Here is a 22,506-nt window from a genome sequence, read left to right as displayed (position 1 = left end):
CGTCCTGAAATCTACGGGTGAGTTCCTACAAACTTTTGTAAATAGTCGCTCTTGCGGGCGCATACCGAGCCGATTTCCGCGCTCCAGCGGCCCGCCTTGGCCTTCGGCCAAGGCGAACTTCCGTGTGTGAGCCAGCCGCTGGCAGGCCGGTTTCAGCGTGCAGCGTTGGCGTCCGCCACGGTCAGCGCCGTCATGTTGACGATGCGCCGCACGGTGGCCGAGGGTGTCAGCACATGGACCGGTTTGGCCGCGCCCAGCAAGACCGGGCCGATGGCGATGCCGCCGCCGGCCGCCGTCTTGAGCAGGTTGTAGCTGATGTTGGCGGCGTCGATATTGGGCAACACCAGCAGATTGGCTTCGCCGCTGAGCGTGCAGCGCGGCATGGTCACCGCGCGGCTGGCTGGATCCAGCGCCGCATCACCGTGCATTTCGCCATCCACCTCCAGCCAGGGCGCTTGCTCGCGCAGCAGGGCCAGGGTCTGGCGCATCTTCAGCGCGCTGGGGTGGTCACTGGTGCCGAAGTTGGAATGCGAGAGCAGGGCCACCTTGGGCTGGATGCCGAATCGCACCATTTCCTCGGCGGCCATCACGGTGATCTCGGCCAGTTGCTCAGCCGAGGGGTCGTAGTTGACGTGGGTGTCGACCAAAAACACCTGGCGGCCGGGCAGCATCAGGCCGTTCATGCAGGCATAGACGGGCACGTCCTGCGGGGTGCGCGGGCAGCCGCCTTCGTGTTTGCCGATCACCTGATCGATGTAGTGCAGGTGGTTGGCGGTGGTGCCCCAAGTGCCGCAGAGCATGCCATCGACCTCGCCTTTGTGCAGCAGCATGGCGCCGATCAGGGTCAGGCGGCGGCGCATTTCGATCTTGGCCACCTGCACCGTCACGCCCTTGCGCTCGGTCATCTGGTGGTAGGTCTGCCAGAAGTCCCGGTAGCGGTGGTCGTTTTCGACGTTGACGACGTCGTAGTCGCGGCCCTCCTGCAGGCGCAGGCCGAAGCGCTCGCAACGTTCGGCAATCACGGCTGGGCGGCCGATCAGGGTCGGTCGGGCTAGGCCCTCGTCCACCACCACTTGCACGGCGCGCAGAATGCGCTCTTCTTCGCCCTCGGCATAGGCCACGCGTTTGTTCGCCGCCCGCTTGGCCACATTGAAGATGGGCTTCATGGTGGTGCCCGAGGCGTAGACAAAGCTCTGCAGCTTCTCGCGGTAGGCGTCCATGTCGGCGATGGGGCGCGAGGCCACACCTGACTCTTGCGCCGCCAGCGCCACGGCCGGCGCGATCTTCATCATCAGGCGCGGGTCAAAGGGCTTGGGGATCAGGTACTCGGGGCCAAAGCTGAGGTTGGCGCCGGCATAGGCCGCGGCCACCACCTCACTCTGCTCGGCCTGGGCCAGTTCGGCAATCGCGCGCACCGCGGCGATTTCCATCTCGTCATTGATGGTGACGGCGCCGCAGTCCAGGGCGCCGCGGAAGATGTAGGGGAAGCACAGGACGTTGTTGACCTGGTTCGGGTAGTCGGTGCGGCCAGTGGCCATGATGGCGTCGTCGCGCACCGCCTTGACCTCCTCGGGCAGGATTTCCGGCGTCGGGTTGGCGAGCGCGAAGATCATCGGCCGTGCCGCCATCTTGGCGACCATGGCCGGCTTGAGCACACCGCCGGCCGACAGGCCCAGGAAGATGTCCGCGCCTTCGATGGCTTCGCTGAGGCTGCGGGCCTCGGTCTTCTGCGCAAAACCGGCCTTGTCCGGGTCCATCAGCTCGGTGCGGCCTTCATAGACCAGGCCGGCCAGGTCGGTCACCCAGATGTTTTCCTTGGGCAGGCCCAGCTTGACCAGCAAGCCCAGACAGGCCAGGGCCGCCGCGCCGGCGCCCGAAGTCACCAGCTTGACCTGCTTGATGTCCTTGCCCAGCACCTTGAGACCGTTCAGGAAGGCGGCGCCCACCACGATGGCCGTGCCGTGCTGGTCGTCGTGGAAGACGGGGATCTTCATGCGTTCGCGCAGCTTGCGTTCGACGTAGAAGCAATCGGGCGCCTTGATGTCTTCCAGGTTGATGCCGCCGAAGGTGGGCTCCAATGCGGCGATCACGTCGACCAGCTTGTCGAGGTCGTTCTCCTGGATTTCCAGGTCGAAGACGTCGATGCCGGCGAACTTCTTGAATAGCACGCCCTTGCCTTCCATCACCGGCTTGGAGGCCAGCGGGCCGATATTGCCCAGGCCCAGCACGGCGGTGCCGTTGGTGACCACGGCGACCAAGTTGCCGCGCGAGGTGTAGCGGAAGGCATTGGCCGGGTCGGCGACGATTTCTTCGCAGGCAAAGGCCACACCGGGCGAGTAGGCCAGGGCCAGATCGCGTTGGTTGACCAACTGCTTGGTCGCGGCGATGGCAATCTTGCCCGGCGTCGGGAACTCGTGATATTCCAGCGCCGCTTGGCGCAGCTGCGCAGTTTTCTGTTCGGAATTGGGCATGGTGCTGTCTCTCTTTGGAATTCGCGAGGAGTCCGCCGGGGCTGGCCACATGCTGCGGCCAAAGGGACGGCGATTGTAGGAGCGGGATCTGCATCGAGTGTGGCGTGAAAACTTGCCCCTGCGATACGCGAAACTGCGCATCTTCCGGCCCCACCCTCAGCCCGATACTCCTCTCAGGCCAGAAGGACTGTTGCATTTGAATTTCGCCCCGTTCCCGACCCCGCGTGCCGAAGCTGCCCGCCCATGGAATTGGCGGCGCGCCTTGCTATGGGGCGCCTTGTTGGGCCTGCTGGTGGTGGCGCAGTCGCTGTTGGTCGCGTTGACGCTCAGCTATGAGGACGCACGTGCGCAAGAGCATGTGGACCAGGTGGCCACCGAGGTGGCGGCACGCGTCAGGCAATTGGCGGGGCAGGACCTGCAAGCACTGCAGGGCTTGCTCTGGCAGGACCGGACTCGACCGCGCCGCATGGGTGATGAGGCCGAGCTGCTGCGCCGCTTGCGTGCCGTGATGCGCATCGAATTCCGTAATGCCCATCTGCAGGTGCTGGACGTGGCCGAGTCGCCTTATGTGTCGCCCCTGTTCAAGCAGCTGCCGCGTGGCCAGATGCAAGTGGAGACGGAGCTGGCCTGTTCTGCCGCGCAGCGCCAAGGCACCCAGCTCTATTCGCGCAGCTACTTCATCCCCTTGCCCGGCGGCGAGGGCCTGGAAGTGGTGGACCTGTGCCTGCCGCTGCTGAACGCCAAGGCGGTGGACTCGTATCTGGTCGCCACGCTGAGCCTGCGCCATCTCTTGGAGGAAGCCGTTACGCAGGACCTCGTGCGTGGCCACGAGCTCAGCTTTGTGGAGGGCGACGGCACCCGGCTGGCGCGCACCGGCGTGTCGCGTGGCGCCGGTGTTTACCTCGCCGAGCGCCTGGTTGACCTGCCGGGGCTGACCTTGCAACTCAAGGTCGACGCCACGGCCGGCCGGCCCCAGCTGATTCCCAACCTGGCCACCGCCCTGGTGCTGGGCCTGTCGCTGAGCTTGTTCGCCCTGGTGATCCTGCTGGCGCGCGATGGGCGGCGCCGGGCGCTCGCCGAGTCGGCCCTGGCCGAATCGCTGGCCTTCCGCCATGCCATGGAGAACTCCTTGATCACCGGACTGCGCGCTCGCACCATGGCCGGCAGCATCAGCTACGTGAACCCGGCCTTCTGCGCCATGGTCGGCTTCAAGGCCGAGGAGCTGCTGGGCCACGGGGCCCGGCCCGACCGACCCCACGACACGCCGCCGTACTGGCCACCCGAGTTCGTCGAAGAATACCGGCGCAGGCACGCCGACCGCAGCGCTCGCTGGGCCGCCGACAACCGACCCGGCGGTCAGGACCCGCGCCAGGGTTTTGAGACCGTTTTCATGCGCCGCAATGGCGAGCGCTTTCCGGTGCTGATCTTCGAAGCGCCCCTGCTCGATGCGCAGGGCCAACAGACCGGCTGGATGAGCGCCGTGCTGGATGTCTCCGACCAGCGTCGCATGGAAGAGCTCTCGCGCCAGCAGCAGGAGCGTCTGCAGGCCACGGCCCGCCTGGCCACCATGGGTGAAATGGCGTCCCTGCTCAGCCATGAGCTGAACCAGCCGCTGGCGGCCATCGCCAGCTATGCCACCGCCTCGGTCAATCTGCTCGCCAATGAGCCGGACGACCCGCAGACACCTGACCTGGTGCGCCAAGCCGCGCTGCGCATCGCCGAGCAGGCCGAGCGGGCCGGGCGCGTGATCAAGAGCGTGCATGGCTTTGTGCGCCGGCGCGAGCAATCGCGCGAAACGATCGCTGTGGACCAGCTGTTCGAGGCCGTGCTGCCGCTGGTGCGTTTGCAGGCGCGCAAAAGCGGCACCCGCATCGCCCTGGAGTTGCCCGAGCCCAGCCCGCGCGTGCGCTGTGACCGCACCATGGTGGAGCAGGTGCTGCTGAACCTGACGCGCAATGCCATCCAGGCCATGGAGGAGCACACAGCCGCGCCGCAGCGCCTGCTGACCCTGCGCGCCGCCGTGGTCGACAGCCGCTGGGTCAGCATCTCTGTGGCCCCGGCATTCCGCCTGAGGTCGGCCGTCAGCTTTACACCCCCTTCTTCACCACGCGGGCCGAGGGCATGGGCCTGGGCCTGAGCCTGTGCCGCACCGTGGTGGAGCAACACGGCGGTGCCATGGACTATTTCAAACGCGAAGCCGCCCCTGGCGGCACCGAGTTCCGCTTCACCTTGCCGGCCGCCAGTGCCGGTCCGGAGTCCTGAGATGAACAACAGCCGCAAACTGCCGGTGGTCTACCTGGTCGATGACGAAGACGTGGTGCGCGACGCCCTGGGCTGGCTGCTGCGCTCGCGCCGACTGCTGTCCGAGGGCTTTGCCAGCGCCGAGGCCTTCGAAGCCATGCTGGACGCGCGGCCCGGGCAGGCGCGCGACTGGCCCGACGCGCCGTCCTGCCTGCTGCTCGATGTGCGCATGCCCGGCATGAGCGGCCTGGCCTTGTTCGAGCGCTTGCTGCAGCGCGGCCTCTGTGGTGGCCTGGATCAGGGCGTGGTGCAGCCGCCGCTGCTGCCGGTGATCTTTCTGACCGGCCATGGTGATGTGCCCACCGCCGTGGCCGCCGTCAAGCGCGGGGCATTCGACTTTGTGGAGAAGCCGTTCTCTGACAACGGCCTGGTCGACCGCATCGAACAAGCCCTGGCCCTGAGCGGCCAGGCGATCGAGGCGCGACAGCAGCGCGGCCAGATGGCCCAGCGTGTGGCCGAGCTCACCGAGCGCGAGCGCGAGGTCATGCAGCTGGTCATCCAGGCCCTGCCCAACAAGCTGATCGCCGACCAGCTGCACATCAGCGTGCGCACGGTCGAGGTGCACCGCGCGCGGGTGTTCGAGAAGATGAGCGTCAAGTCGGCGGTCGAACTCAGCAATCTGCTGCGCAAGAGCGAGGCCGGCTGAGTCTTTGACTCAGGCGAACAAGTCGGCCGCCCGAGCCCGCACCCGCTGCGGCACGCTGCCAGCGAGCGCCACCGCAGGCCGCTGCCCGGGCTGCAACAGGGTTTCAAACACCGCCTGAACCTGCGCGGCCGTGACCGCCTGCAGCTGCGCCATCGCCTCATGCGCATCGCGCAGGCGGCCGAAGCTGAACAGCTCCTGGGCCGCGCTTTCCATGCGCCGCGCCGGCTGTTCCAGCGCACGCAGGCCGCGCATCTGCAGCTGCTTGCGGGCGCGCGCCAAGGCCACCGGGTCCAAGGGGCCCTGGGCTTGGTGGTGCAGCAGCTCATGCACCGCCTGCAAGAACTCCTCGGCTTGGGCCGGTGCGGTGGCGCCCTCGATCACGAACTGGCCATAGAGCGGCAGGATGTCGGCCGAACATGCCACGTGGTAGGCCAGGCCGCGGCGCTCGCGGATCTCATCCAACAAGGGCGAGCTCATGCCCTCGCCCAGCAGGGCCGCGGCCAGCACATGGGGCAGGTGCTGATTGCTGTGCACATCGCCCAGGCTGGGCGCCGGGAAGCCGAGCAGGATCTGGCATTGGCCGCTGCCGGCCATGCGCCGCGTCTTCAGCCCGCCCTGCCAGCTCGGTGCGCTCAGGGTGTGGGGGCTGCCGGCTGGCATGGCGCCAAAGGCCGCGGCCACCGCTCGCTCGAAGGCGGCGCCGTCAATCGGTCCGGCCACCGCCACCACCACATTGCTGGCGCTGTACTGCGACCGCACATAGGCCAGCAGGTCCTCGCGGCTGAAGCGCAGGATGTTGGCGCGTGTACCGATGATGGGCCGGCCGGCCGCGTGGGCGGCGCCGTAGCAGGCGCGGTCGAGCAACTGGAAGGCGGCGCTGGTCGGGTCGTCCTCGAACTCGCTGAATTCCTGCACGATGACGCCGCGCTCGCGCTCCAGCTCCTCGGCCGGGAAGCTGCTGTTCAGCACGATGTCGGCCAGCAGCTCGATGAAGGCCGGCAGGTCACTCGGCAGGCCTTCGATGTGAAAGGCCGTGTGGTCCTTGTCGGTGTGGGCATTGAGTTCGGCGCCCAGGGCCTCGGCGTCGAGATTGATGCGCTGGCAGTCGCGGCTGGCCGTGCCCTTGAAGGCCATGTGTTCGACCACATGGCTGATGCCATTCAATCGCGCGCTTTCATGGAGGCTGCCGGTGCGGATGAAGACGCTCAGGCTGATCGTCTCGCGCCAGGGCATGGGGATGGCGACGGTGCGCAGGCCGTTGGCGAGTTGGCTGACTTGGGTGGCGGAGCGGGGCGAGGCGTGTGGCTTCAAGGGGGCGGCGAATGGCGGGGAAAGAACGCTAGTGTCGTTGCCTCGGGGCGGTTCGTGGCCAAGACCTCGCCAAGCCCCGATTGTTTGACAGCGAACAGACGCGCGGGCGGCGGCGCTGGACGATGCGGCATCTCTTTTGCTGGCCAGGACGCATGTGATGAGCATTCCCCGCACCGGACAGGCCGCCGCACCCTTGACGCGAGCCGAGTTCCAGCAGCGCTTTCAGCTGCGCTTCTATGACCCGGCCTACCGCAGCGAGCAGGCCGCCATCGATCGCCTGGAGGCCATCGCCTGGGAAGCCCTGGAGCAGGGCCGCAAAGCGCCGCTGACCCGGCCCGGTGGCCCCGGCTTTGCTGACCCGGCCTACGAGATCTCGGTGCAGTGGTTGGAGACCCGCGAGCGCCTGCTGGCGGCGCAGCAGCACTGGGCTGAAGCCGCCACGCCCTCACGCGTGCTCTTGGTCTGCGGCAGCGCGCGCAATGACGGGACCTGCCCTGGCGAGATTTCCAAGACCTGGCGCCTGAGCGGCCTGGCCCGCGAGGTGCTGGAGGCCGCCGGCCTGCAGGTCGACTTGCTGGATCTGAGTCGGGTGACCTCCGAATACGGCCGCACCATCCACCCTTGCAAGGGCTGCGTGTCCAGCGCCATGCCGCTGTGCCATTGGCCCTGCAGCTGCTACCCCAACCACGCGCTGGCTCAGGCCGACGACTGGATGGCCGAGATCTACGAGCGCTGGGTCGCTGCGCATGGGGTCATCATTCTGGCGCCGACCTATTGGTACCAGTCGCCCAGCCCGCTCAAGCTGATGATGGACCGCCTGGTCGCCGCCGATGGCGGCAACCCCGACCCCAGTTCCACCCATGGCAAGCATCTGGTCGAGGCCAAGCAACTCGAAGCCCAGGGCTGGGACTATCCCAAGCATCTGGCCGGCCGGGTGTTTGGCGTGGTCGTCCATGGCGATGTGGCTGGCGTCGAGGTGCACCGGCGTGGCCTCTGCGATTGGCTCGAATGGATGGGCCTGCTTGACGCCGGCGCGGCGGCCAAGCTCGACCGCTATATCGGCTACTACCAGCCCTACTGCGACAGCCATGAGGCGCTGGACGCGGACAGCGCAGTGCAGGAAGAGGTGCGCAATGTCGCCCGTGCCCTGCTGCAGGCCGTTCAGGACCTGCGCGCTGGGCGGCTGCAGCCGAGCGGCCCGCCGGTCCAGCCGCCGCGCCCGAAATAACCCCTCCGCACCAGTCTCGCCTCCGCGCGAGCCCGTGCGGCCATCGAAGCTTCGCTGCCTGCAGCACCCACGAAAGGATTCACCATGAGCGAAAAGACCGCCAGTGTTCTATGGAACGGCGCCGGCAAGCAGGGCCTGGGCCAGATCAGCACCGAGTCCGGCGCTTTGCAGGACCACCCCTATGGCTTCGCCAGCCGTTTCGGTGACGAGCGGCGCGGCTCCAACCCCGAGGAGCTGCTGGGCGCGGCCCATGCCGCCTGTTTCACCATGGCCTTTTCCTTTGCCTGCGAGAAGGCCGGTTTTGCCACCCGCACGGTCGACACCCGGGCGAGCGTGCGCCTGAGCGCCGCCGGCGAGGGCTTTGTGATCGACCGCATCGCCCTGCAGCTGCACGCCGAGGTGCCCGGCCTCGACGACGCCCGCTTCCAGGCCCTGGCCGAGACCGCCAAGCGCGAGTGTCCCTTGTCCAAGGCCCTGGCCAGCGTGGTCGAGATCAGCCTGCAGGCCACGCTGACGCAGGCGCCGACATGAGCCCCGCCGTCGAAACCCCCTTGGTCGCCGCCGCCGAGCAGCCCGCCAGCGCCGAGCAGCTGCGCCTGGGCAGCATGTCCGATGTGGCCACGTCGCGCTTGCGCATCGTGAGCGGTGATGCCTTGCTGGTCGAAGTGGCGGCTCTGCTGTCGAGTGCCCAGATTAGCGCCGTGGTGGTTTGCGACGCCGTCGGCGTGGCCCAGGGCATCATCACCGAGACCCTGTTGATCCGGCAGCTGGGCCTGGGGCACGCCGACTTCTTCGCCACCCGCGCTGCCGATGTCATGCAGCGCGAGTTCACCTCCTGCGCCCCCGATGACCTGCTGCGTGAGGTCTTGAACCGCATGCATGAGCGCGGCCTGATCCATGCCTTCTTGATCGGCGCCGGTCGCAAGCCGCTCGGTGTGTTGACTCTGCGCGATGGCCTGCGCGCTTTGCTGGCCGCCGGCGATCAGGAAGAGCAGCTCTTGCGCAACTATGTCATGGGTGTGGGCTATCAGTGAGGCGGCGGTGGCCGTTCCGGCCGGGCTGGGCTGGCGCCGCTGCTTACAATTTCATCCATGCGCTCTCCCTTCGACAGCCTGCCAGGCCTGCGCTGTCTGCTGCTTCTGCTGGCGCTGCTTCCCCTTCTTTGGCGCCCTGCCCATGCCGGCCCGGGTGGCAGCGCCATGGAGGTGCAGTTCCGCAGCGTGACGGTGCCGCAGAGCACGGTGCCGGCCATCGCGCAAGACCGCGCCGGCTTCATCTGGGTGGCCACCAGCAAGGGCCTGACCCGCTACGACGGTTACCGGCTTCGCCCCATTGAACAGGCGGGCCCGACCAGTGCCCAGCGCAATCTGGGTTGGGTCCGCGCCTTGAGCCCCGGCCGCGACGGCCGCATGTGGATCGGCACCGAATTTCTGGGCCTGATGGCCTTTGACCCCGCACAGGATCGCATCGAATCGCTGGGCAGCGCCCGCGGCGCTGCCGGCCCCCATGCACCGATCCGGGCGCTGGCGGAAGACGCGCAAGGCGAGGTCTGGGTCGGCACCCTGGGCCAAGGTCTGTGGCGCTACACGCCGGCGACCCGCCGCTTCGAGGCGCAGGACTTGCGCTGGCAGGGCGCGCCAGAGGCGCGTGTGCTGGCCTTGCAGATCTCCCGCGACGGCACGGTCTGGGCCGGCCATTGGCGTGGCCTGTCGCGCCGGCGGGCCAACGGGGTCTGGGAATCCCTGGCCCTGCCAGGCATTGAATCGGGCTCGCCGGTGATGGCGCTGGCGGAAGACCGGGCCGGCCGCATCTGGCTGGGCACGCAGGACGGCCGGCTGGGCGTGGTCGAGCAGGGCCGGGTGCGCTGGGTGCAGGAGCTGCACACCCCGCTGCAAGCCCTGGCCTTGGCCAGCGACGGGCGCCTCTGGGTGGGCAGCAAGGTAGGCCTGCTCTGGGTCAACCCGCTCAATGGTGAGATCGAAGCGCGGCTGCGCCACGACCCACGCCGCCTCAGCGGCCTGGCCGGCAACGACATCAGCGGCCTTCTGCGTGACGCCAGCGGCGCCATGTGGGTTAGCGGCTATGGTCTGGGCTTGCAGCGCCACCAGCAGCATCCCGCGCTGGCCGTGCGTGGCCCCGACCCCGATCCGGCCGCCCCCTTGGCCGATGCCGATGTGCGCGCCTTGCTGCGCTTGCGCAGCGGCGAAGTGCTGGCCCCCACGCAGAGCGGCCGGCTGGTCCGTCTGGACGGCCGGCCCGGGCAGGACCTGGCCACGCTGGGCCTGTGGCCGCGGGAGCGCAACAGCGTGGTCGAGTCGCTGGCTGAGGCGCCCGATGGCAGTCTGTGGATGGCCGCTGCCGGCCGTCTGGAGCACCGCTCGGCCCAGGGCCGCCTCCTGCGCGACTGGGCGCTGGACGGCGGGCGCGCGCAGCGCTTGCTGCTGCGCGCCAACGGTGAGGTCTGGCTCGGCATGCAGGAGGGCTTGTACCGCCTCGCCGGCCCGGCGGCGCCCGCCCTGCAACGGGTGCTGCGCGCCGACGGTGCGCCCTTGCACGGCGCCATCCATGCGCTGATCGAGGTGCCGTCTGGCGCCCCAGGCTCAGGCCGGCTCTGGGCCGGCGGCCAACAAGGCCTGTTCCGTGAGAGCCCGGGTGGCCAGCAGGAGCCGGGTCGTCTGGAAGCCGTGCCTCAGGCGCCGGGTGAGACCCTGGGCAGCCCGGTGGTGATGGGCCTGCTGCTGGCGCGTGACGGCACGCTCTGGCTGGACACGCCGGTCGCCGGCCTGCATCGCCTGCGCGGCTGGGATGCCGAGGGGCGGGCCCGCTACGACCGCATCGGCGAGCGCCATGGCACCGAAGGCGTGTTCGGCGGCAATCTGCACGAGGACGGCCGCGGCCGCATCTGGAGCCAGCTCTACGTCTACGACCCCAAGACCGACCGCCTCGACGGCTTCGGCTTGGCCGAGGGCGCGGCCTTCGGCAGCTTCTGGTTCTTCGCCAGCGCCGAGCTGCCGGGTGGCGCGCTGTTGTTTGGCGGCAGCCGCGGCCTTCTGCGGGTGCAGCCCGAGCTGTTCGAGCCCAGCGCAGGCGCGCTGCCCCTGGTCATCAGTGCCCTGCGCGTCAACGGCCAGCCCTACCGTCCTGAGTCTGCGGCGCAGGCCGAGCGCCCCGACCTGCCCATGCGCCTGCGCCTGCCGGCCGGCACGCGCACCTTCAGCGTCGAGTTTGCCGGCTTGGACTATGCCGACCCCAGCCGCCTGCGTTACCAGTACCGACTGCTCGGCCTGGACAGCGACTGGACCAGCGTCGACCCCGGCGCGCGCAGCCCCAGCTTCGGTCCGCTGCAGCCGGGGCCTTATGCCCTGCAGGTGCGCGTCAGCGCTCACCCGACGCTTTGGGGCCCGGCCCAGCTGGAGCTGCCGGTCGAGCTGCTGCCTGTCTGGTGGCAGACCGTCTGGGCGCGGCTGGCCGGCGCGGCCTTGCTGCTGCTGGCGCTCTGGGGTTTTGTGCGCTGGCGCACCCGCGTGCTGCGCCGCCGCGAGGCCGAGTTGCAAGCCCTGGTCAACGAACGAACGGCCGAGCTGCGCGAAGCCAGCCTCACCGATGCGCTGACAGGGCTGCGCAACCGGCGCTATCTGGAACTGCGTCTGCAGGACGACCTGCCTCTGTGCCTGCGTCGTTTCGAGGCCGGTGCCGATGCCGGCCATGTGCTGCCCGGCCCGGACAGCGATCTGGTCCTGATGCTGCTGGATCTCGACCATTTCAAGCGAGTCAATGATGTCCACGGTCATGCCGCCGGTGATGCCGTGCTGGTGACCCTGGCCGAGCGCCTGCGCCATGTCTTCCGCGCCACCGATTCGCTGGTGCGCTGGGGCGGCGAAGAGGTGCTGGTGCTGGTGCGCGCAACCCAGCGCGAAGACGCCGCCGAACTGGCCGCCCGTGCCTGCGCCGCCGTGCGCGATCTGCCTTTTGACATCGGCTTTGGTCAGAGCGTGGCCGTCACCGTGTCGATCGGCTTTGCCGCTTTCCCGCTCGACCCCCGACGCCCGCGCGCCTGGGACTGGCCGGCCACGCTGGCCTTGGCCGACTCGGCCCTGTATGCCGCCAAGGACCGAGGGCGCGATGGCTATGTCGGCGCGGTCGAGGCCCGGGATCTGGCGCCCAAATCGGTACCGAGGGATTTGAGCGTTTGGGACCTCGCGGACACGCGCCTGGTGCTGCGGGCAGGAGACTCGGCGAAATAGGGCCTGGGTTCAGCTTCTCGCCGTGCCCAGGCCGGCCTGTGCCGATTCAGCGGTTCAGCGTCAGCCCTCGTCGTTTCAGATAGGGCTCGAGCTTGGGCTTGGAGCCGACCATCTGCTCGAACTCGGCCATGATGTCCTTGCTGCCGCCAATGGCAAAGACATGGCGCTTGAGCCGCTCACCGGTCTTGCGGTTCAGGCCGCCCTGGTTTTCGATCCACTCGGCTGTGGTGGCGTCGAGCAGCTCGCTCCACAAATAGCTGTAGTAGCCGGCCGAGTAGCCGCCGACCATATGGCTGAAGTAAGGCGTGCGGTAGCGCGGCGCGACCAGGGTCTGCTCGGGGCCAAAGCCTTCTTGCTGCAGCACGCGGGCCTCGAAGGCCATCACCTGCTCAGGCGCGGGCACCTCGGCGGCACTGAGCTGGTGCCAGCGCTGGTCGAGCAGGGTGGCGCCCAGGTATTCGGTGGTCGCAAAGCCCTGGTTGAAGGTCTTGGCACCGAGCACCTTGTTGAGCAAGGCCTCGGGCATGGGCGCGCCGGTCTGGTGATGGCGGGCGTAGTTCTTGAACACCGAGGGCCAGGTCAACCACATCTCGTTGACCTGCGAAGGGAACTCGACATAGTCGCGCGGGGTGCCGCCCAGGCCGGGGTAGCGGATGTCGCTGAGCATGCTGTGCAGATTGTGGCCAAACTCATGGAACAAGGTGTTGGCCTCGTCCCAGCTCAGCAGCGTCGGCTGGCCGGCCGCCGGCTTGGCGATGTTCAGATGGTTGCCGACCACCGGTTTCTCGCCGAACAGCTGGCTCTGTCGCACATAAGCGTTAGCCCAGGCGCCACCGCGCTTGCTGGGGCGGGCATAGAGGTCGAGCAGCAGCAGGGCTTGCGTCTTGCCGTTCGGCGCCAAGACCTCCCAGACCTGCACATCGGGGTGGTAGACCGGCAGGTCGTGGCGGCGCTTGAAGCTCAGTCCGAAGAGCTCGTGGGCGGCGTGGAAGACGCCGCGCTCGAGCACGTTCTGCAGCTCCAGGTAGGGGCGCAGCTGTTCGCCGTCGTAGCCGTGCTGGACCGCGCGCAGGCGCTCGCTGTAGAAGGCCCAGTCCCAGGCCTGCAAGGCGAAGCGTGGCTGACCGGCGGCGTCCTGCTCGCGGTCGGCCAGGCTTTGCAGTGCCGCCTGCTCCTTGCGCGCCGAGGCCAGCGCAGCCGGGGCGAGCTGGCGCAGCAGCGCATTGACCGTCTTGACCTCACGGGCGGTCTGCTCCTGCAACTCGAAGTCGGCATAGGTGGCAAAGCCCAGCAAGGCCGCGCGCTCGGCGCGCAGGCCGGCAAAGCGGCTGACCAAGGCGGTGGTGTCGTTGGCGTCGCCGAGGCTGCCACGCGCGATCGAGGCTTTGTAGAGCCGCTCACGCAAGGGGCGGTGTTGCAAGCGCTCAAGCAGGGGCTGGCCGGTGGTGTTCAGCAACGCGATCTTGTAGCGCCCGTCACTTGGCTGCTTCAGCGCATCGATCTCGCTCTCAGGCAGGCCCTTGAGCTCGACGCGTTCGCTGACGAACAGCGCGGCCTCGTTCACGCCCGCCAGCACCTTGCGGTTGAACTCGGCGCCCATCTGCGCGAGCTCGCTGTTGATGGCACGCAGGCGCTGCTGCTTGTCGGCCGGCAGCTCGGCGCCGGCGCGGCGCAGATTGCGGTGCATGCGTTCCAGCAGGCGTTGCTGGTCCGGGGCCAGCTTGGGCTTGGCCGCCAGCAGCGCGTCCAGGCGCGCGAACAGGCGTGGGTCCAGCGCGATGCGGTCGCGGTGCGCTGCCATCTCCGTCGCAAAGCGCTGTTGCAAAGCCTGGCGCGCCGGGTTGTTGTCGGTGCCGCTGAGGCTGCCGAGCAAGTTCTGCGTGCGGCTCAGCAGGCGTCCGGCCCGCTCCAGCGCTTCCACCGTGTTGGCAAAGCTCGGCGCGGCCGGGTTGCGCAAGATGGCATCGACCTCGCGCCAATGCAGGGCCATGCCGGCCTCCAGGGCGGGGGCGAAGTCGCTATCCTGGATTTGGTCGAAATGCGGGTAGCCCAAGGGCAGGGTCGAGGGCTGGAGCAGGGGGTTGTCGCGGGCGCTGGCGGTGAAGGCGCTGGCGAGCAGCAGGGGGAGCAGGAGGCGGCGCATGGGTGGGTGGTGGTGGGGGTGAATAGGTGAACGGTGAACGGGTGAACGGGTGAACGGGTGAACTGGGGTGGCGCTGGAGGAGTGTCCCTGATGGCGCTAGCGTCGGGTCGTTCCCGACTGCAGCATGCGTTCGAAATCCGCCCCTGGCACGGGCCTGGAGAAGAGATAGCCTTGCTGCAGCGGGCAGCCTCGGCCGATCAGGAACTGCGACTGTTCCGCGGTCTCCACCCCCTCGGCCACCACTTGCAGGCCGAGCTCGTTTCCTAAGGTGATGATGGCCGCGGCCAGGGCCGCGTCGCGGCCGCCACGGGCCACGTCGGTGATGAAGGCGCGGTCGATCTTCAGTTCGCTCATGGGCAGGCGCTTGAGGTGGCTCAGCGAGGAGTAGCCGGTCCCGAAGTCGTCCAGCGACAGGCCAAAGCCCAGGGCGCGCAGACGGTCCAGCACGCCGACCGCGGTGGCTACATCGCGCAAGACCATGGTCTCGGTCAGTTCGAGCATCAGGCTGGCAGGATGGAGCTGGTACTGCCGCACCAAGCCCTCGAGTTGCTCAGGCAGGCCGGCATCGGCCAGGCTCGAAGCCGGCAGGTTCACCGACAGCGGCAAGGCCGGCAGCCCCTGGTCCGACCAGCGACGCAGGCTCTGGCAGGCCGTGTGTAGCACCCAGTCGGTCAGCGGCGTGATCAGGCCGCTTTCTTCGGCCAGGGCGATGAAATCGCCGGGCGGCAGCAGGCCGCGCTCCGGGTGTTGCCAGCGCAGCAAGGCCTCGGCGCCGACCAGGCCGGCGCTGCGCGCGTCCACCTTGGGCTGGTAGTGCAGACGCAGTTGCCCGGCCTGCAGGGCTTCTCGCAACTCAGCTTCCAGCAGCACGCGCTTCCTGGCGCGGGCGTTGAGCGCCTCGTCGAAGAACTTGTGCCGGGCGCCGCCGGCCTCCGCGGCGACACGTGCAGTCTGTTCCGAGCAGCGGCTCAGATGGAGCAGGTCCGTGGCGTCGCCGGGAAACATCGCGATGCCGATGCTGGCCGACAAGCGCAGCGGCTGGCCGTCGACCGCCACCGGCTTGGCGACCGCCGCGAGCAATCTCTGCGCGACCGCCGAGGCGCGCTCCTGACCCGTGAGTTCAGGGATCAGGATGGCGAAAGCCTGGTCGCCCAGCCGCGCCAACAGGCTGGGTTCCTGGTCCATCACCGGGACAGCCGCCAGGTCGCTGCCGCCGCGCAGGCAGGCGCGCAAGCGCCGGGCGATGGTGGCTAACACCAGCTCGCCCTGGCCATGGCCGTAGAGCTCATGGACGCCGCCGAAGCGGTCGATCTCGACATGCAGCACGGCGCAGCCGCCGGCGCTGTGCCGCGCGCGTTCCAGCGCCGGCGCGGCCAGCTCGGCGAACAGCCGGCGGTTGGGCAAGCCCGTGACCTCGTCATAGTGGGCCAGACGCAGGGCCCGCTGTTCGGCTGCGCGCAGCGAGTCGTCCAGGGCGGAGCGCGCCATGAACTCCTTGCGCAGCAGGTACTCGCGCCACCAGCCGATGCCGGCCGCGAGGATGAAGACCGTGAGCACGTGATAGGACCAGTAGCCGGCCTCCTGGGCGAGCAGGCCTGCATGCCACCCCAGCGCGTAGAGAAAGGCCGCCATGATCAGCGCGCCCGAAGCCAGGGCATGGCGGAACTGCACGCCCAGGATCACAAAGCAGTAGAACTCCAGAAAGGTGAAGTTCAGCACGCCGACCCAGCTCTTCAGCCCGGCACCGCCCTCCTGATCGATGCGCAGCAGAATCAGCATCAGGCACAGGGCCACCGTGACGATGAAGCTGGCCATCACCGGCTGCCAATGCTGGCGCGCCTTGGGCAGCAGCGAAAAACCCAGGCCCAGCAGCAGCACCGGCACGGCCAGCGTCAGGCGCAGCAGATTGGCCGGCCCGTGGATGTGGGCGAAGCGGTCGACCAGGTAGTCGCCCGTGATCAGCAGCGCCCCCAGCAGCAGGCTCATCTGGGCATAACGAAAGTAGAAGGCGACGTAGTGCTGGATGAAGCGCTGTTCGAAGGCGGCATCGGCAAAGCGCAGCAGTAGTTGCAGCGGCAGGTGGGCGGCGGGGCCAGCGCCGGCCTCGGTCACAGCCATCGCGTCTGGGCTTCCACGCGTTTCGGTCTCGATTGCGCGCATCAAAGGGAGTCCAACGAAAGGGACAGCTTGGGGCGGGACGCCCATCAACCCGACTCCTGAAGATCTTATCGTCCGAGCGGCCATGGGCTTGAGTCTCGGGCACGCTGCGCGCTAGGAATCGCGCGCCTGCAGTGCCGGCGGTCTGGCGCACTGACACAATCTCCCCCCATGGGCGAATTCGATCTGATCCAGCGCTATTTCAAGAGCCAAAGCCACCCCGCGGCCGAAGCCGTACCCGTGGGCATTGGCGATGACTGCGCCGTCATCAACCCGACGCCGGGCATGCAGTGGTTGGTGTCCTCCGACATGCTGGTCGAGGGCCGGCATTTCCTCTCCACGGTGGCGCCGGAACGCCTGGGGCACAAGGCCTTGGCGGTCAACCTCAGCGATCTGGCCGCTTGCGGCGCCACGCCGCGCGCCTTCACGCTGGCGCTGAGCCTGCCGCGCGTGGACGAAACCTTTCTGAGCGGTTTCGCCCAGGGCTTGTTCGCGCTGGCGCAAGCCCATGGCATCGCCCTGGTCGGCGGTGACACGACCGCCGGGCCTCTGAATATTTGCATCACGGTGATGGGCGAAGTGCCACGGGGTCAGGCCTTGCTGCGCAGTGGCGCGCGGGTCGGCGACGACATCTATGTCACGGGCCAGACCCTGGGCGATGCGCGCCTGGCGCTCGAGGTCTTTCGCGGCACAGCGCGCCTGGCCAGCGGCCAGGATTTCGAGCAAGTGCGCCGGGCCATGGAATGCCCGCAGCCTCGTGTTCAGCTGGGCCTGGCCTTGCGCGGCTTGGCGCACAGTGCCATCGATGTTTCGGACGGCTTGCTCGGTGACCTGGGCCACGTCCTCAAGGCCTCGGGTGTCGGCGCACGGCTCGATGTCGATGCCCTGCCGCGCAGCGCGGTGCTGGCAGCGCAAGACCTGACCCTGCAGCGCGAATGCGGCCTGGCCGGGGGCGACGACTACGAGCTGGTCTTCAGCGCGCCGGGCGATGCGGCCGGGCGCGCGGCGGTCGCGGCTGCCGCGGCGGCCAGCGGCACACCGGTGCAGCGCATCGGCAGCATCGAGGCCGAGTCGGGCCTGCGTCTGTATGACGGCGCCGGTCAGGCGCTGGCCCTGCAGTTCAACAGTTTTGACCATTTCAAATCTCCATGAGCGACGCCTCACCCCCCACCACGGCGCCCTTGGTGCCGCGCCGCGCCACGGCCCGCTTCATGTTCCCTCATCCGGCGCATTGGATCGCCCTGGGTTTCGGCAGCGGCCTCTCGCCCAAGGCGCCTGGCACGGTCGGCACGCTCTGGGCCTGGGTGTCTTTTCTGGCCCTCAACCCCTGGATGACGGACCGCAGCTGGGCCTGGCTGCTGGCCGGCGGCACCCTGGTCGGCTGGTGGGCCTGCACGATGACCGCGCGCCACCTGGCAACACCTGACCCCGGCGCCATCGTCTGGGACGAGGTGCTGGCCTTCTGGCTCATCCTCTGGCTGGTGACGCCGGCCGGCTTCTGGGGCCAGGCCGTGGCTTTTGCGCTGTTCCGCTACTTCGACGCAGCCAAGCCGGGGCCGGTGCGCTGGGCCGACCAGCTCTTCAAGGGCGAGCGTGGCAAAGCTGTCAGCTGGGCCCAGGGTTTCGGCATCTTGTTTGATGATTTCGTCGCCGCCGGATGTACGCTTGTGGTGATTGCGCTGTGGCGCGCGCTCATGGCCTGAGTTCGGCCTGAGTCTGGCTTGAACCTGTCGGAGGTCCCCCATGCTGTTTCCCGAAGAGCAAGAGCTGATCGACCGCATTGCCGTCGCCCTGATCCAGCGCCGTGAGCGCCTGGGCACGGCCGAGTCCTGCACCGGCGGCTTGATCGCCGCCGCCTGCACCAGCCTGTCGGGCTCCAGCCAGTGGTTCGAGCGCGGCGTGGTCAGCTACAGCAATGAATCGAAGACCGAGCTGCTCGGCGTGCCGGCGGCCTTGATCGGCCTGCATGGCTCGGTCAGCGGCGAGGTGGCCCTGCACATGGCGCATGGCCTGCTGGCCCATGCGCCGATCGACTGGGCCCTGGCCGTGACCGGCATCGCCGGCCCCACCGGCGGCAGCACCGACAAGCCGGTCGGCACGGTCTGGCTGGCCTTGGTTCATGGCCGCAGCGTCACCCGCGTCTGGCGCGAGCATTTCGCAGGTGACCGTCATGCCGTGCGCATTGCCACCTTGCGCGCCGGCCTGATGGCCTTGTGCGAGGCGCTGGAGGACAAGGATCAATGACCGTGCTGCTGAGCGGGCGCTGGTCGGCCGCCGAGGGCGAGCGCTGGGCGCGGCTCTTGCACGAGGCCATGCCCGAGGAGCAGTGGCTGCTGCAGCCGCCGCGCGATGCGGCGGAGGCGGCCGCGGTCGAGGTGGCCGTGGTGGCCAACCCCGAGCCGGGCGCCTTGAGCGGGCTGCCGAATCTGCGCCTGATCCAGTCGCTCTGGGCCGGCGTCGATCGCCTGCTGCAAGACCCCACCCTGCCGGCCGATGTGCCCGTGGCGCGCATGGTGGACCCGGCCATGAACGAGGCCATGGTGCACACGGCGCTGTGGGCGGTGCTGTCTCTGCACCGGCAGTTTTTCGAGCTGCAGGCGCATCAGCGCGAGGCGCTCTGGCAGGCACCGCCGCAGCGCCGTGCGGCCGAATGCGCGGTGCTGGTCTTGGGCCTGGGCGAGTTGGGCGGGCGCACGGCCCAGACCCTGGCCGGCCTGGGCTTCGCCGTGCATGGCTGGAGCCGGCGGCCGAGCGAGCTGGCCGGCGTGCAGCGCTGGCAAGGGGCGGCCGAGCTGGCGCCGGCCCTGGCCGCGGCCGATATCGTCATCAACCTCCTGCCGCTGACGCCGCAAACACGCGGATTTTTCGACGCGCCCCGCCTGGCGCAGATGCGGCCCGGGGCCTGCCTGGTGAATCTGGCGCGCGGCGCCCATGTCGACGAGGCGGCACTGCTGGCGGCCCTGGACCGCGGCCAGCTGCGCCATGCGGTGCTCGATGTGTTCCAGCAGGAACCGCTGCCGCCCGAGCATGGGTTCTGGCGCCATCCGCGCGTGACGGTGCTGCCGCATTGCGCGGCGCAGACCGACCCGCGCACGGCCGTGCCCCAGGTGCGGGCCAATCTGGCGGCGCTGCGGGCCGGTCAGCCACTGATGCACCGCGTCGATCGCGGCCAGGGCTACTGAGGCGAGGCGCGGGCCATCATGGAGTTCTTCGCCACCGATGCCAGTGTGTCTGCCCTGGAGCAGAGCTTGGCGCAGGGCGCGGTCCTCGAAACCCTGCCCGAGCGCTTGCTCTTGGCCTGGGCTCTGCGCCAGCGCGACACCTTGCGCGCGCTCGAGTTGGCCCAGGATGTCGAAGGTCTGATCAGCGCCAGTGACTGGCGCGAGCCGCAGCGCATGGCGGTGCGCGGCCGGCTCAGTCTGCTGCGCGCCGAGGCCCATTTGCTGTTCGCCGAGATGGACGAGGCACAGCTGCACATGAATCAAGCCGGCCAGGTCTTTGCCGGCCTGGCCGATGGCAGCGGCCTGGCCGATCTGCATTGGCTGCGCCATTACCTGGCGGCCGACCGTGGCGATGCTGCCGGGCTCAAGGATGAGCTCAAGCGCGCCATCGCTTGCGCGCGCCAGGTGCGTGACCCGCACCGCCTGGCCTTGCTGGAGGCCAATCTGGCCCGCGCCGATGTCTTTGGCGACCCCGTGCAGGCCGAGCGCGACTGGGGGGAGCGCCTGCCGCGCAACAGTGCCGACATGCCCAGCATGGAAGGCGCCGCGCTGGAGGATTTCCGCGGCCTGTTGGCGGCCATGAGCGGGCACTACCTGGCCTCCATCCAGGCCCACTCCAAAGCCTTTGAGCTGGCCCTGCGTACCGGCCAGATCCGCCGCGCCATCACCCTGGCCACCAATCTTGGGCACACCTACACCAAGATGAGTGACTTCCAGACGGCCATGGAGTGGCTGCGTCGCGGTCTGGATCTGGCGCGGGCCTCGCGCTGGCCCAATTTGATCGCGCTCTGCCTGGCCCACACCGGTGAGGCATTGCGGCGCCTGGGTCAGCTTGGCGATGCGCGCGAGCTGCTGCAGGAATGCTTGCAGCTGCAGGCCTTGCCGCCCGAGTCGCGCACCCGTGCCCTGGCCTTGTCCTATCTGGGGCGTACCGAGCTGGATTCCAAACAGGGTGCCGCCGCACTGGCTGCGTTTGCCCAACTGCGGCCGCTGGCTGAAAGCTCGGGTTCGGGCGACCTGCTGACGGATGCCAATATTGGCCTGGCCCGCGCCGCCCTCCTGCAAGGCGAGCTGCCGCTGGCGCGTCAGCAGGCCGAGCAGGGCTTGGCCATGGCGGAGCAGCAGCATGAACCGGACAAGGAGGTCGACCTGCTCTGGGCCCTGGCCGAGATTCATCAGGCCGAAGACCAGCTTCTGCAACGACCGCCTGCGGCCTGCACGGCTTTGGCCTGGTACGAGCGAGCCCTGCAGCGCGCCGATGGGCTGGAGGCTTACACGCCCCAGGTGCGCCTGCTCGATGCCGCCGCGAAGGCGGCCGCGACCCAGGGCAGTTTCGAGCAGGCCTACCACTGGGCGCAGCGCGCCAATGAGCTGCGCCAGCGCAGCTTCAGCGAAGAGACCTCGCGCCGTTCCAGCGCCTTGCAGGTGCACCACCAGATCGAGCGGGCGCGCGCCGAGAGCGAGCATCTGCGCCGCCTGGCCGAGTCCGAGGCGGCTCGCTTCCAGTTGCTGCGTGATTCGCACGAGGTGCTGCAGCATCTGGGTCTGATCGGCCAGGAGATCACCAACGAGCTGGAAGCCGACCGCGTCTTCCATGTCATGGAACGGCACATCCATGCCTTGCTGGATGCGCCCTGCATGTCGGTCTATCTGCTCGATGACGGGGGCACTCAGCTTTACTGTGCTTTCGGCATGGAGGACGCTCAGCCCTTCATCGACCCGCCGATCGCCATGAGCTCGGAGCGTTCCCTGACCGTGCGTTGCCTGAAGGAGCGGCGTGAGTACCTGTTGAGCGAGCCATCCGCCGAGGGCCTGGGCGAGCAGGTGCCCGGCACCAGTGAGCTGAAGAGCCTCTTGTTCGCGCCCTTGGTCGTGGGCGAGCGGGCGATCGGCGTGATGACCATCCAGTCGCCGCGCGCCGAGGCCTATGGCGAGCGCCAGCAGGTGATCTTCCGCACCCTGTGCTCTTACATCGCCATCGCCTTGGACAACGCCGGCGCTTATCTGCGCGTCAGCGAGTTGCAGCGCCAGCTGATGGCCCAGGAGAAGTTGGCCGCGCTGGGTGCCATGGTGGCCGGTGTGGCCCACGAGCTGAACACGCCGATCGGCAACAGCCTCTTGATCGCCAGCACCTTGCTCGGCGCCACCGAGGAGTTTTCACAGCAGGTGGAGCAGCGTGCGCTCAAGCGTTCGGACTGGGTGCAGTACGCCGACCGCACGCGTGACGGCCTGGAGGTCATCAACCGCAGCATGCAGACGGCGGCTTCGCTGGTCAGCAGCTTCAAGCAGGTGGCGGTGGACCGCAGCTCGGAGCAGCGGCGCGAGTTCAGCCTGCGCGAGCTGGGCGAACAATGCCTGCAGACCCTGGCCCTGCAGCTGCGTCAGGCCGGTCTGGAGGCCCGCCTGACACTGACGCCCGAGTTGAGCATCGACAGCTTCCCCGGCCCGCTCGGGCAGGTGCTGATCATCCTCCTCAACAACGCCATGGCCCATGCCTTCGAGGGCCGCGAGGGCGGCCAGATCGAGATCGGCGGCCAGGCTTTGGATGGGGAGCGCGTCCAGCTTTGGGTTCAGGACAATGGCACGGGCATGGTGGCCGAGGTCTGCGCGCGCATCTTCGAGCCCTTCTTCACCACCAAGTTCGGCCGGGGCGGCAGCGGCCTGGGCTTGAGCATTGCCCACAACATCGTCAGCACCCTGCTGGGCGGCCGCATCAGCGTCAGCAGCACGCCCGGCCAAGGCAGTCGTTTCCTGATGGAGCTGCCGCGCCGGGCGCCTTGATCG

At 68.6% G+C, this 22,506-nt stretch carries 16 protein-coding genes; 12 read left to right on the top strand and 4 right to left on the bottom strand.

Annotated features, from left to right (window positions below; translation table 11 throughout):
• Positions 1-152 precede the first annotated feature (152 nt).
• The gene (locus tag LNV28_RS03905; protein ID WP_263516401.1) at positions 153-2,471 is read right to left on the bottom strand and encodes an NADP-dependent malic enzyme; all 2,319 of its coding nucleotides are present in this window, start codon (positions 2,469-2,471) and stop codon (positions 153-155) included.
• 196 nt (positions 2,472-2,667) lie between these two features.
• Between LNV28_RS03905 and LNV28_RS03900 the strand changes: the two genes are divergently transcribed.
• The 3 genes from LNV28_RS03900 to LNV28_RS03895 are packed head-to-tail and all read left to right on the top strand — an operon-like array spanning position 2,668 to position 5,418.
• On the top strand, positions 2,668-4,608 hold the full coding sequence (locus LNV28_RS03900) for a sensor histidine kinase (protein ID WP_318013822.1): 1,941 nt from the start codon (positions 2,668-2,670) through the stop codon (positions 4,606-4,608).
• On the top strand, positions 4,506-4,733 hold the full coding sequence (locus tag LNV28_RS25055; RefSeq protein WP_318013831.1) for an ATP-binding protein: 228 nt from the start codon (positions 4,506-4,508) through the stop codon (positions 4,731-4,733). The genes LNV28_RS03900 and LNV28_RS25055 overlap by 103 nt, the downstream gene beginning before the upstream one ends.
• A 1-nt stretch (position 4,734) precedes the next feature.
• Positions 4,735-5,418, top strand: a complete 684-nt coding sequence (locus tag LNV28_RS03895; RefSeq protein ID WP_263516403.1) for a response regulator transcription factor — start codon at positions 4,735-4,737, stop codon at positions 5,416-5,418.
• 9 nt (positions 5,419-5,427) lie between these two features.
• Here the strand turns inward: LNV28_RS03895 and LNV28_RS03890 are convergent, their stop codons facing one another.
• Positions 5,428-6,729 carry a M16 family metallopeptidase gene (locus LNV28_RS03890; RefSeq protein WP_263516404.1) on the bottom strand — a complete coding sequence of 434 codons (1,302 nt, stop codon included), beginning with the start codon at positions 6,727-6,729 and terminating at the stop codon, positions 5,428-5,430.
• Between the two features lie 157 nt (positions 6,730-6,886).
• Between LNV28_RS03890 and LNV28_RS03885 the strand changes: the two genes are divergently transcribed.
• From LNV28_RS03885 to LNV28_RS03870, 4 genes are all read left to right on the top strand, one after another.
• Positions 6,887-7,957: a flavodoxin family protein gene (locus LNV28_RS03885; protein ID WP_263516405.1), complete on the top strand. Its 1,071-nt coding sequence runs from the start codon at positions 6,887-6,889 to the stop codon at positions 7,955-7,957.
• Positions 7,958-8,041: 84 nt separating this feature from the next.
• Positions 8,042-8,488, top strand: a complete 447-nt coding sequence (locus tag LNV28_RS03880; RefSeq protein ID WP_263516406.1) for an OsmC family protein — start codon at positions 8,042-8,044, stop codon at positions 8,486-8,488.
• Entirely contained in the window at positions 8,485-8,991 is a 507-nt protein-coding gene (locus tag LNV28_RS03875) for a CBS domain-containing protein (protein WP_263516407.1), read from the top strand. The genes LNV28_RS03880 and LNV28_RS03875 overlap by 4 nt, the downstream gene beginning before the upstream one ends.
• Positions 8,992-9,048: 57 nt before the next feature.
• Complete coding sequence (locus tag LNV28_RS03870; protein WP_263516408.1) at positions 9,049-12,201, top strand: ligand-binding sensor domain-containing diguanylate cyclase; 3,153 nt, start codon at positions 9,049-9,051, stop codon at positions 12,199-12,201.
• Positions 12,202-12,247: 46 nt separating this feature from the next.
• On the opposite strand, the gene LNV28_RS03865 is transcribed toward LNV28_RS03870, so the two are convergent.
• The gene (locus LNV28_RS03865; protein WP_263516409.1) at positions 12,248-14,344 is read right to left on the bottom strand and encodes a M3 family metallopeptidase; all 2,097 of its coding nucleotides are present in this window, start codon (positions 14,342-14,344) and stop codon (positions 12,248-12,250) included.
• Between the two features lie 96 nt (positions 14,345-14,440).
• On the bottom strand, positions 14,441-16,462 hold the full coding sequence (locus LNV28_RS03860; protein ID WP_263516410.1) for a putative bifunctional diguanylate cyclase/phosphodiesterase: 2,022 nt from the start codon (positions 16,460-16,462) through the stop codon (positions 14,441-14,443).
• Positions 16,463-16,672: 210 nt separating this feature from the next.
• Here LNV28_RS03860 and thiL point away from each other — a divergent pair, with 210 nt between their 5' ends.
• From thiL to LNV28_RS03835, 5 genes are read left to right on the top strand one after another with little or no spacing between them, the layout of a single operon-like run.
• On the top strand, positions 16,673-17,653 hold the full coding sequence (gene thiL, locus LNV28_RS03855) for a thiamine-phosphate kinase (protein ID WP_263516411.1): 981 nt from the start codon (positions 16,673-16,675) through the stop codon (positions 17,651-17,653).
• On the top strand, positions 17,650-18,204 hold the full coding sequence (locus LNV28_RS03850) for a phosphatidylglycerophosphatase A family protein (protein ID WP_263516412.1): 555 nt from the start codon (positions 17,650-17,652) through the stop codon (positions 18,202-18,204). Before thiL ends, LNV28_RS03850 begins: the two co-directional genes overlap by 4 nt.
• Positions 18,205-18,244: 40 nt before the next feature.
• Positions 18,245-18,745: a CinA family protein gene (locus tag LNV28_RS03845; protein ID WP_263516413.1), complete on the top strand. Its 501-nt coding sequence runs from the start codon at positions 18,245-18,247 to the stop codon at positions 18,743-18,745.
• Positions 18,742-19,683, top strand: coding sequence for a 2-hydroxyacid dehydrogenase (locus LNV28_RS03840; protein ID WP_263516414.1), 942 nt, complete (start codon positions 18,742-18,744; stop codon positions 19,681-19,683). Before LNV28_RS03845 ends, LNV28_RS03840 begins: the two co-directional genes overlap by 4 nt.
• Positions 19,684-19,701: 18 nt before the next feature.
• The gene (locus LNV28_RS03835; protein ID WP_263516415.1) at positions 19,702-22,503 is read left to right on the top strand and encodes an ATP-binding protein; all 2,802 of its coding nucleotides are present in this window, start codon (positions 19,702-19,704) and stop codon (positions 22,501-22,503) included.
• Positions 22,504-22,506 lie beyond the last annotated feature (3 nt).

The sequence above is a fragment of the Paucibacter sp. DJ2R-2 genome (assembly GCF_025717675.1).
GTDB lineage: Bacteria > Pseudomonadota > Gammaproteobacteria > Burkholderiales > Burkholderiaceae_C > Paucibacter_A.
This window is presented reverse-complemented; position numbering and strand designations above follow the sequence as displayed.

Coding starts and splice junctions, on each gene's coding strand:
- LNV28_RS03850 (WP_263516412.1), top strand. CDS start 17,650: ATGAGCGACGCCTCACCCCCCACCACGGCGCCCTTGGTGCCGCGCCGC.
- LNV28_RS03845 (WP_263516413.1), top strand. CDS start 18,245: ATGCTGTTTCCCGAAGAGCAAGAGCTGATCGACCGCATTGCCGTCGCC.
- LNV28_RS03835 (WP_263516415.1), top strand. CDS start 19,702: ATGGAGTTCTTCGCCACCGATGCCAGTGTGTCTGCCCTGGAGCAGAGC.
- thiL (WP_263516411.1), top strand. CDS start 16,673: ATGGGCGAATTCGATCTGATCCAGCGCTATTTCAAGAGCCAAAGCCAC.
- LNV28_RS03885 (WP_263516405.1), top strand. CDS start 6,887: ATGAGCATTCCCCGCACCGGACAGGCCGCCGCACCCTTGACGCGAGCC.
- LNV28_RS03895 (WP_263516403.1), top strand. CDS start 4,735: ATGAACAACAGCCGCAAACTGCCGGTGGTCTACCTGGTCGATGACGAA.
- LNV28_RS03860 (WP_263516410.1), bottom strand. CDS start 16,462: ATGGCTGTGACCGAGGCCGGCGCTGGCCCCGCCGCCCACCTGCCGCTG.
- LNV28_RS03865 (WP_263516409.1), bottom strand. CDS start 14,344: ATGCGCCGCCTCCTGCTCCCCCTGCTGCTCGCCAGCGCCTTCACCGCC.
- LNV28_RS03905 (WP_263516401.1), bottom strand. CDS start 2,471: ATGCCCAATTCCGAACAGAAAACTGCGCAGCTGCGCCAAGCGGCGCTG.
- LNV28_RS03840 (WP_263516414.1), top strand. CDS start 18,742: ATGACCGTGCTGCTGAGCGGGCGCTGGTCGGCCGCCGAGGGCGAGCGC.
- LNV28_RS03870 (WP_263516408.1), top strand. CDS start 9,049: ATGCGCTCTCCCTTCGACAGCCTGCCAGGCCTGCGCTGTCTGCTGCTT.
- LNV28_RS03880 (WP_263516406.1), top strand. CDS start 8,042: ATGAGCGAAAAGACCGCCAGTGTTCTATGGAACGGCGCCGGCAAGCAG.
- LNV28_RS03875 (WP_263516407.1), top strand. CDS start 8,485: ATGAGCCCCGCCGTCGAAACCCCCTTGGTCGCCGCCGCCGAGCAGCCC.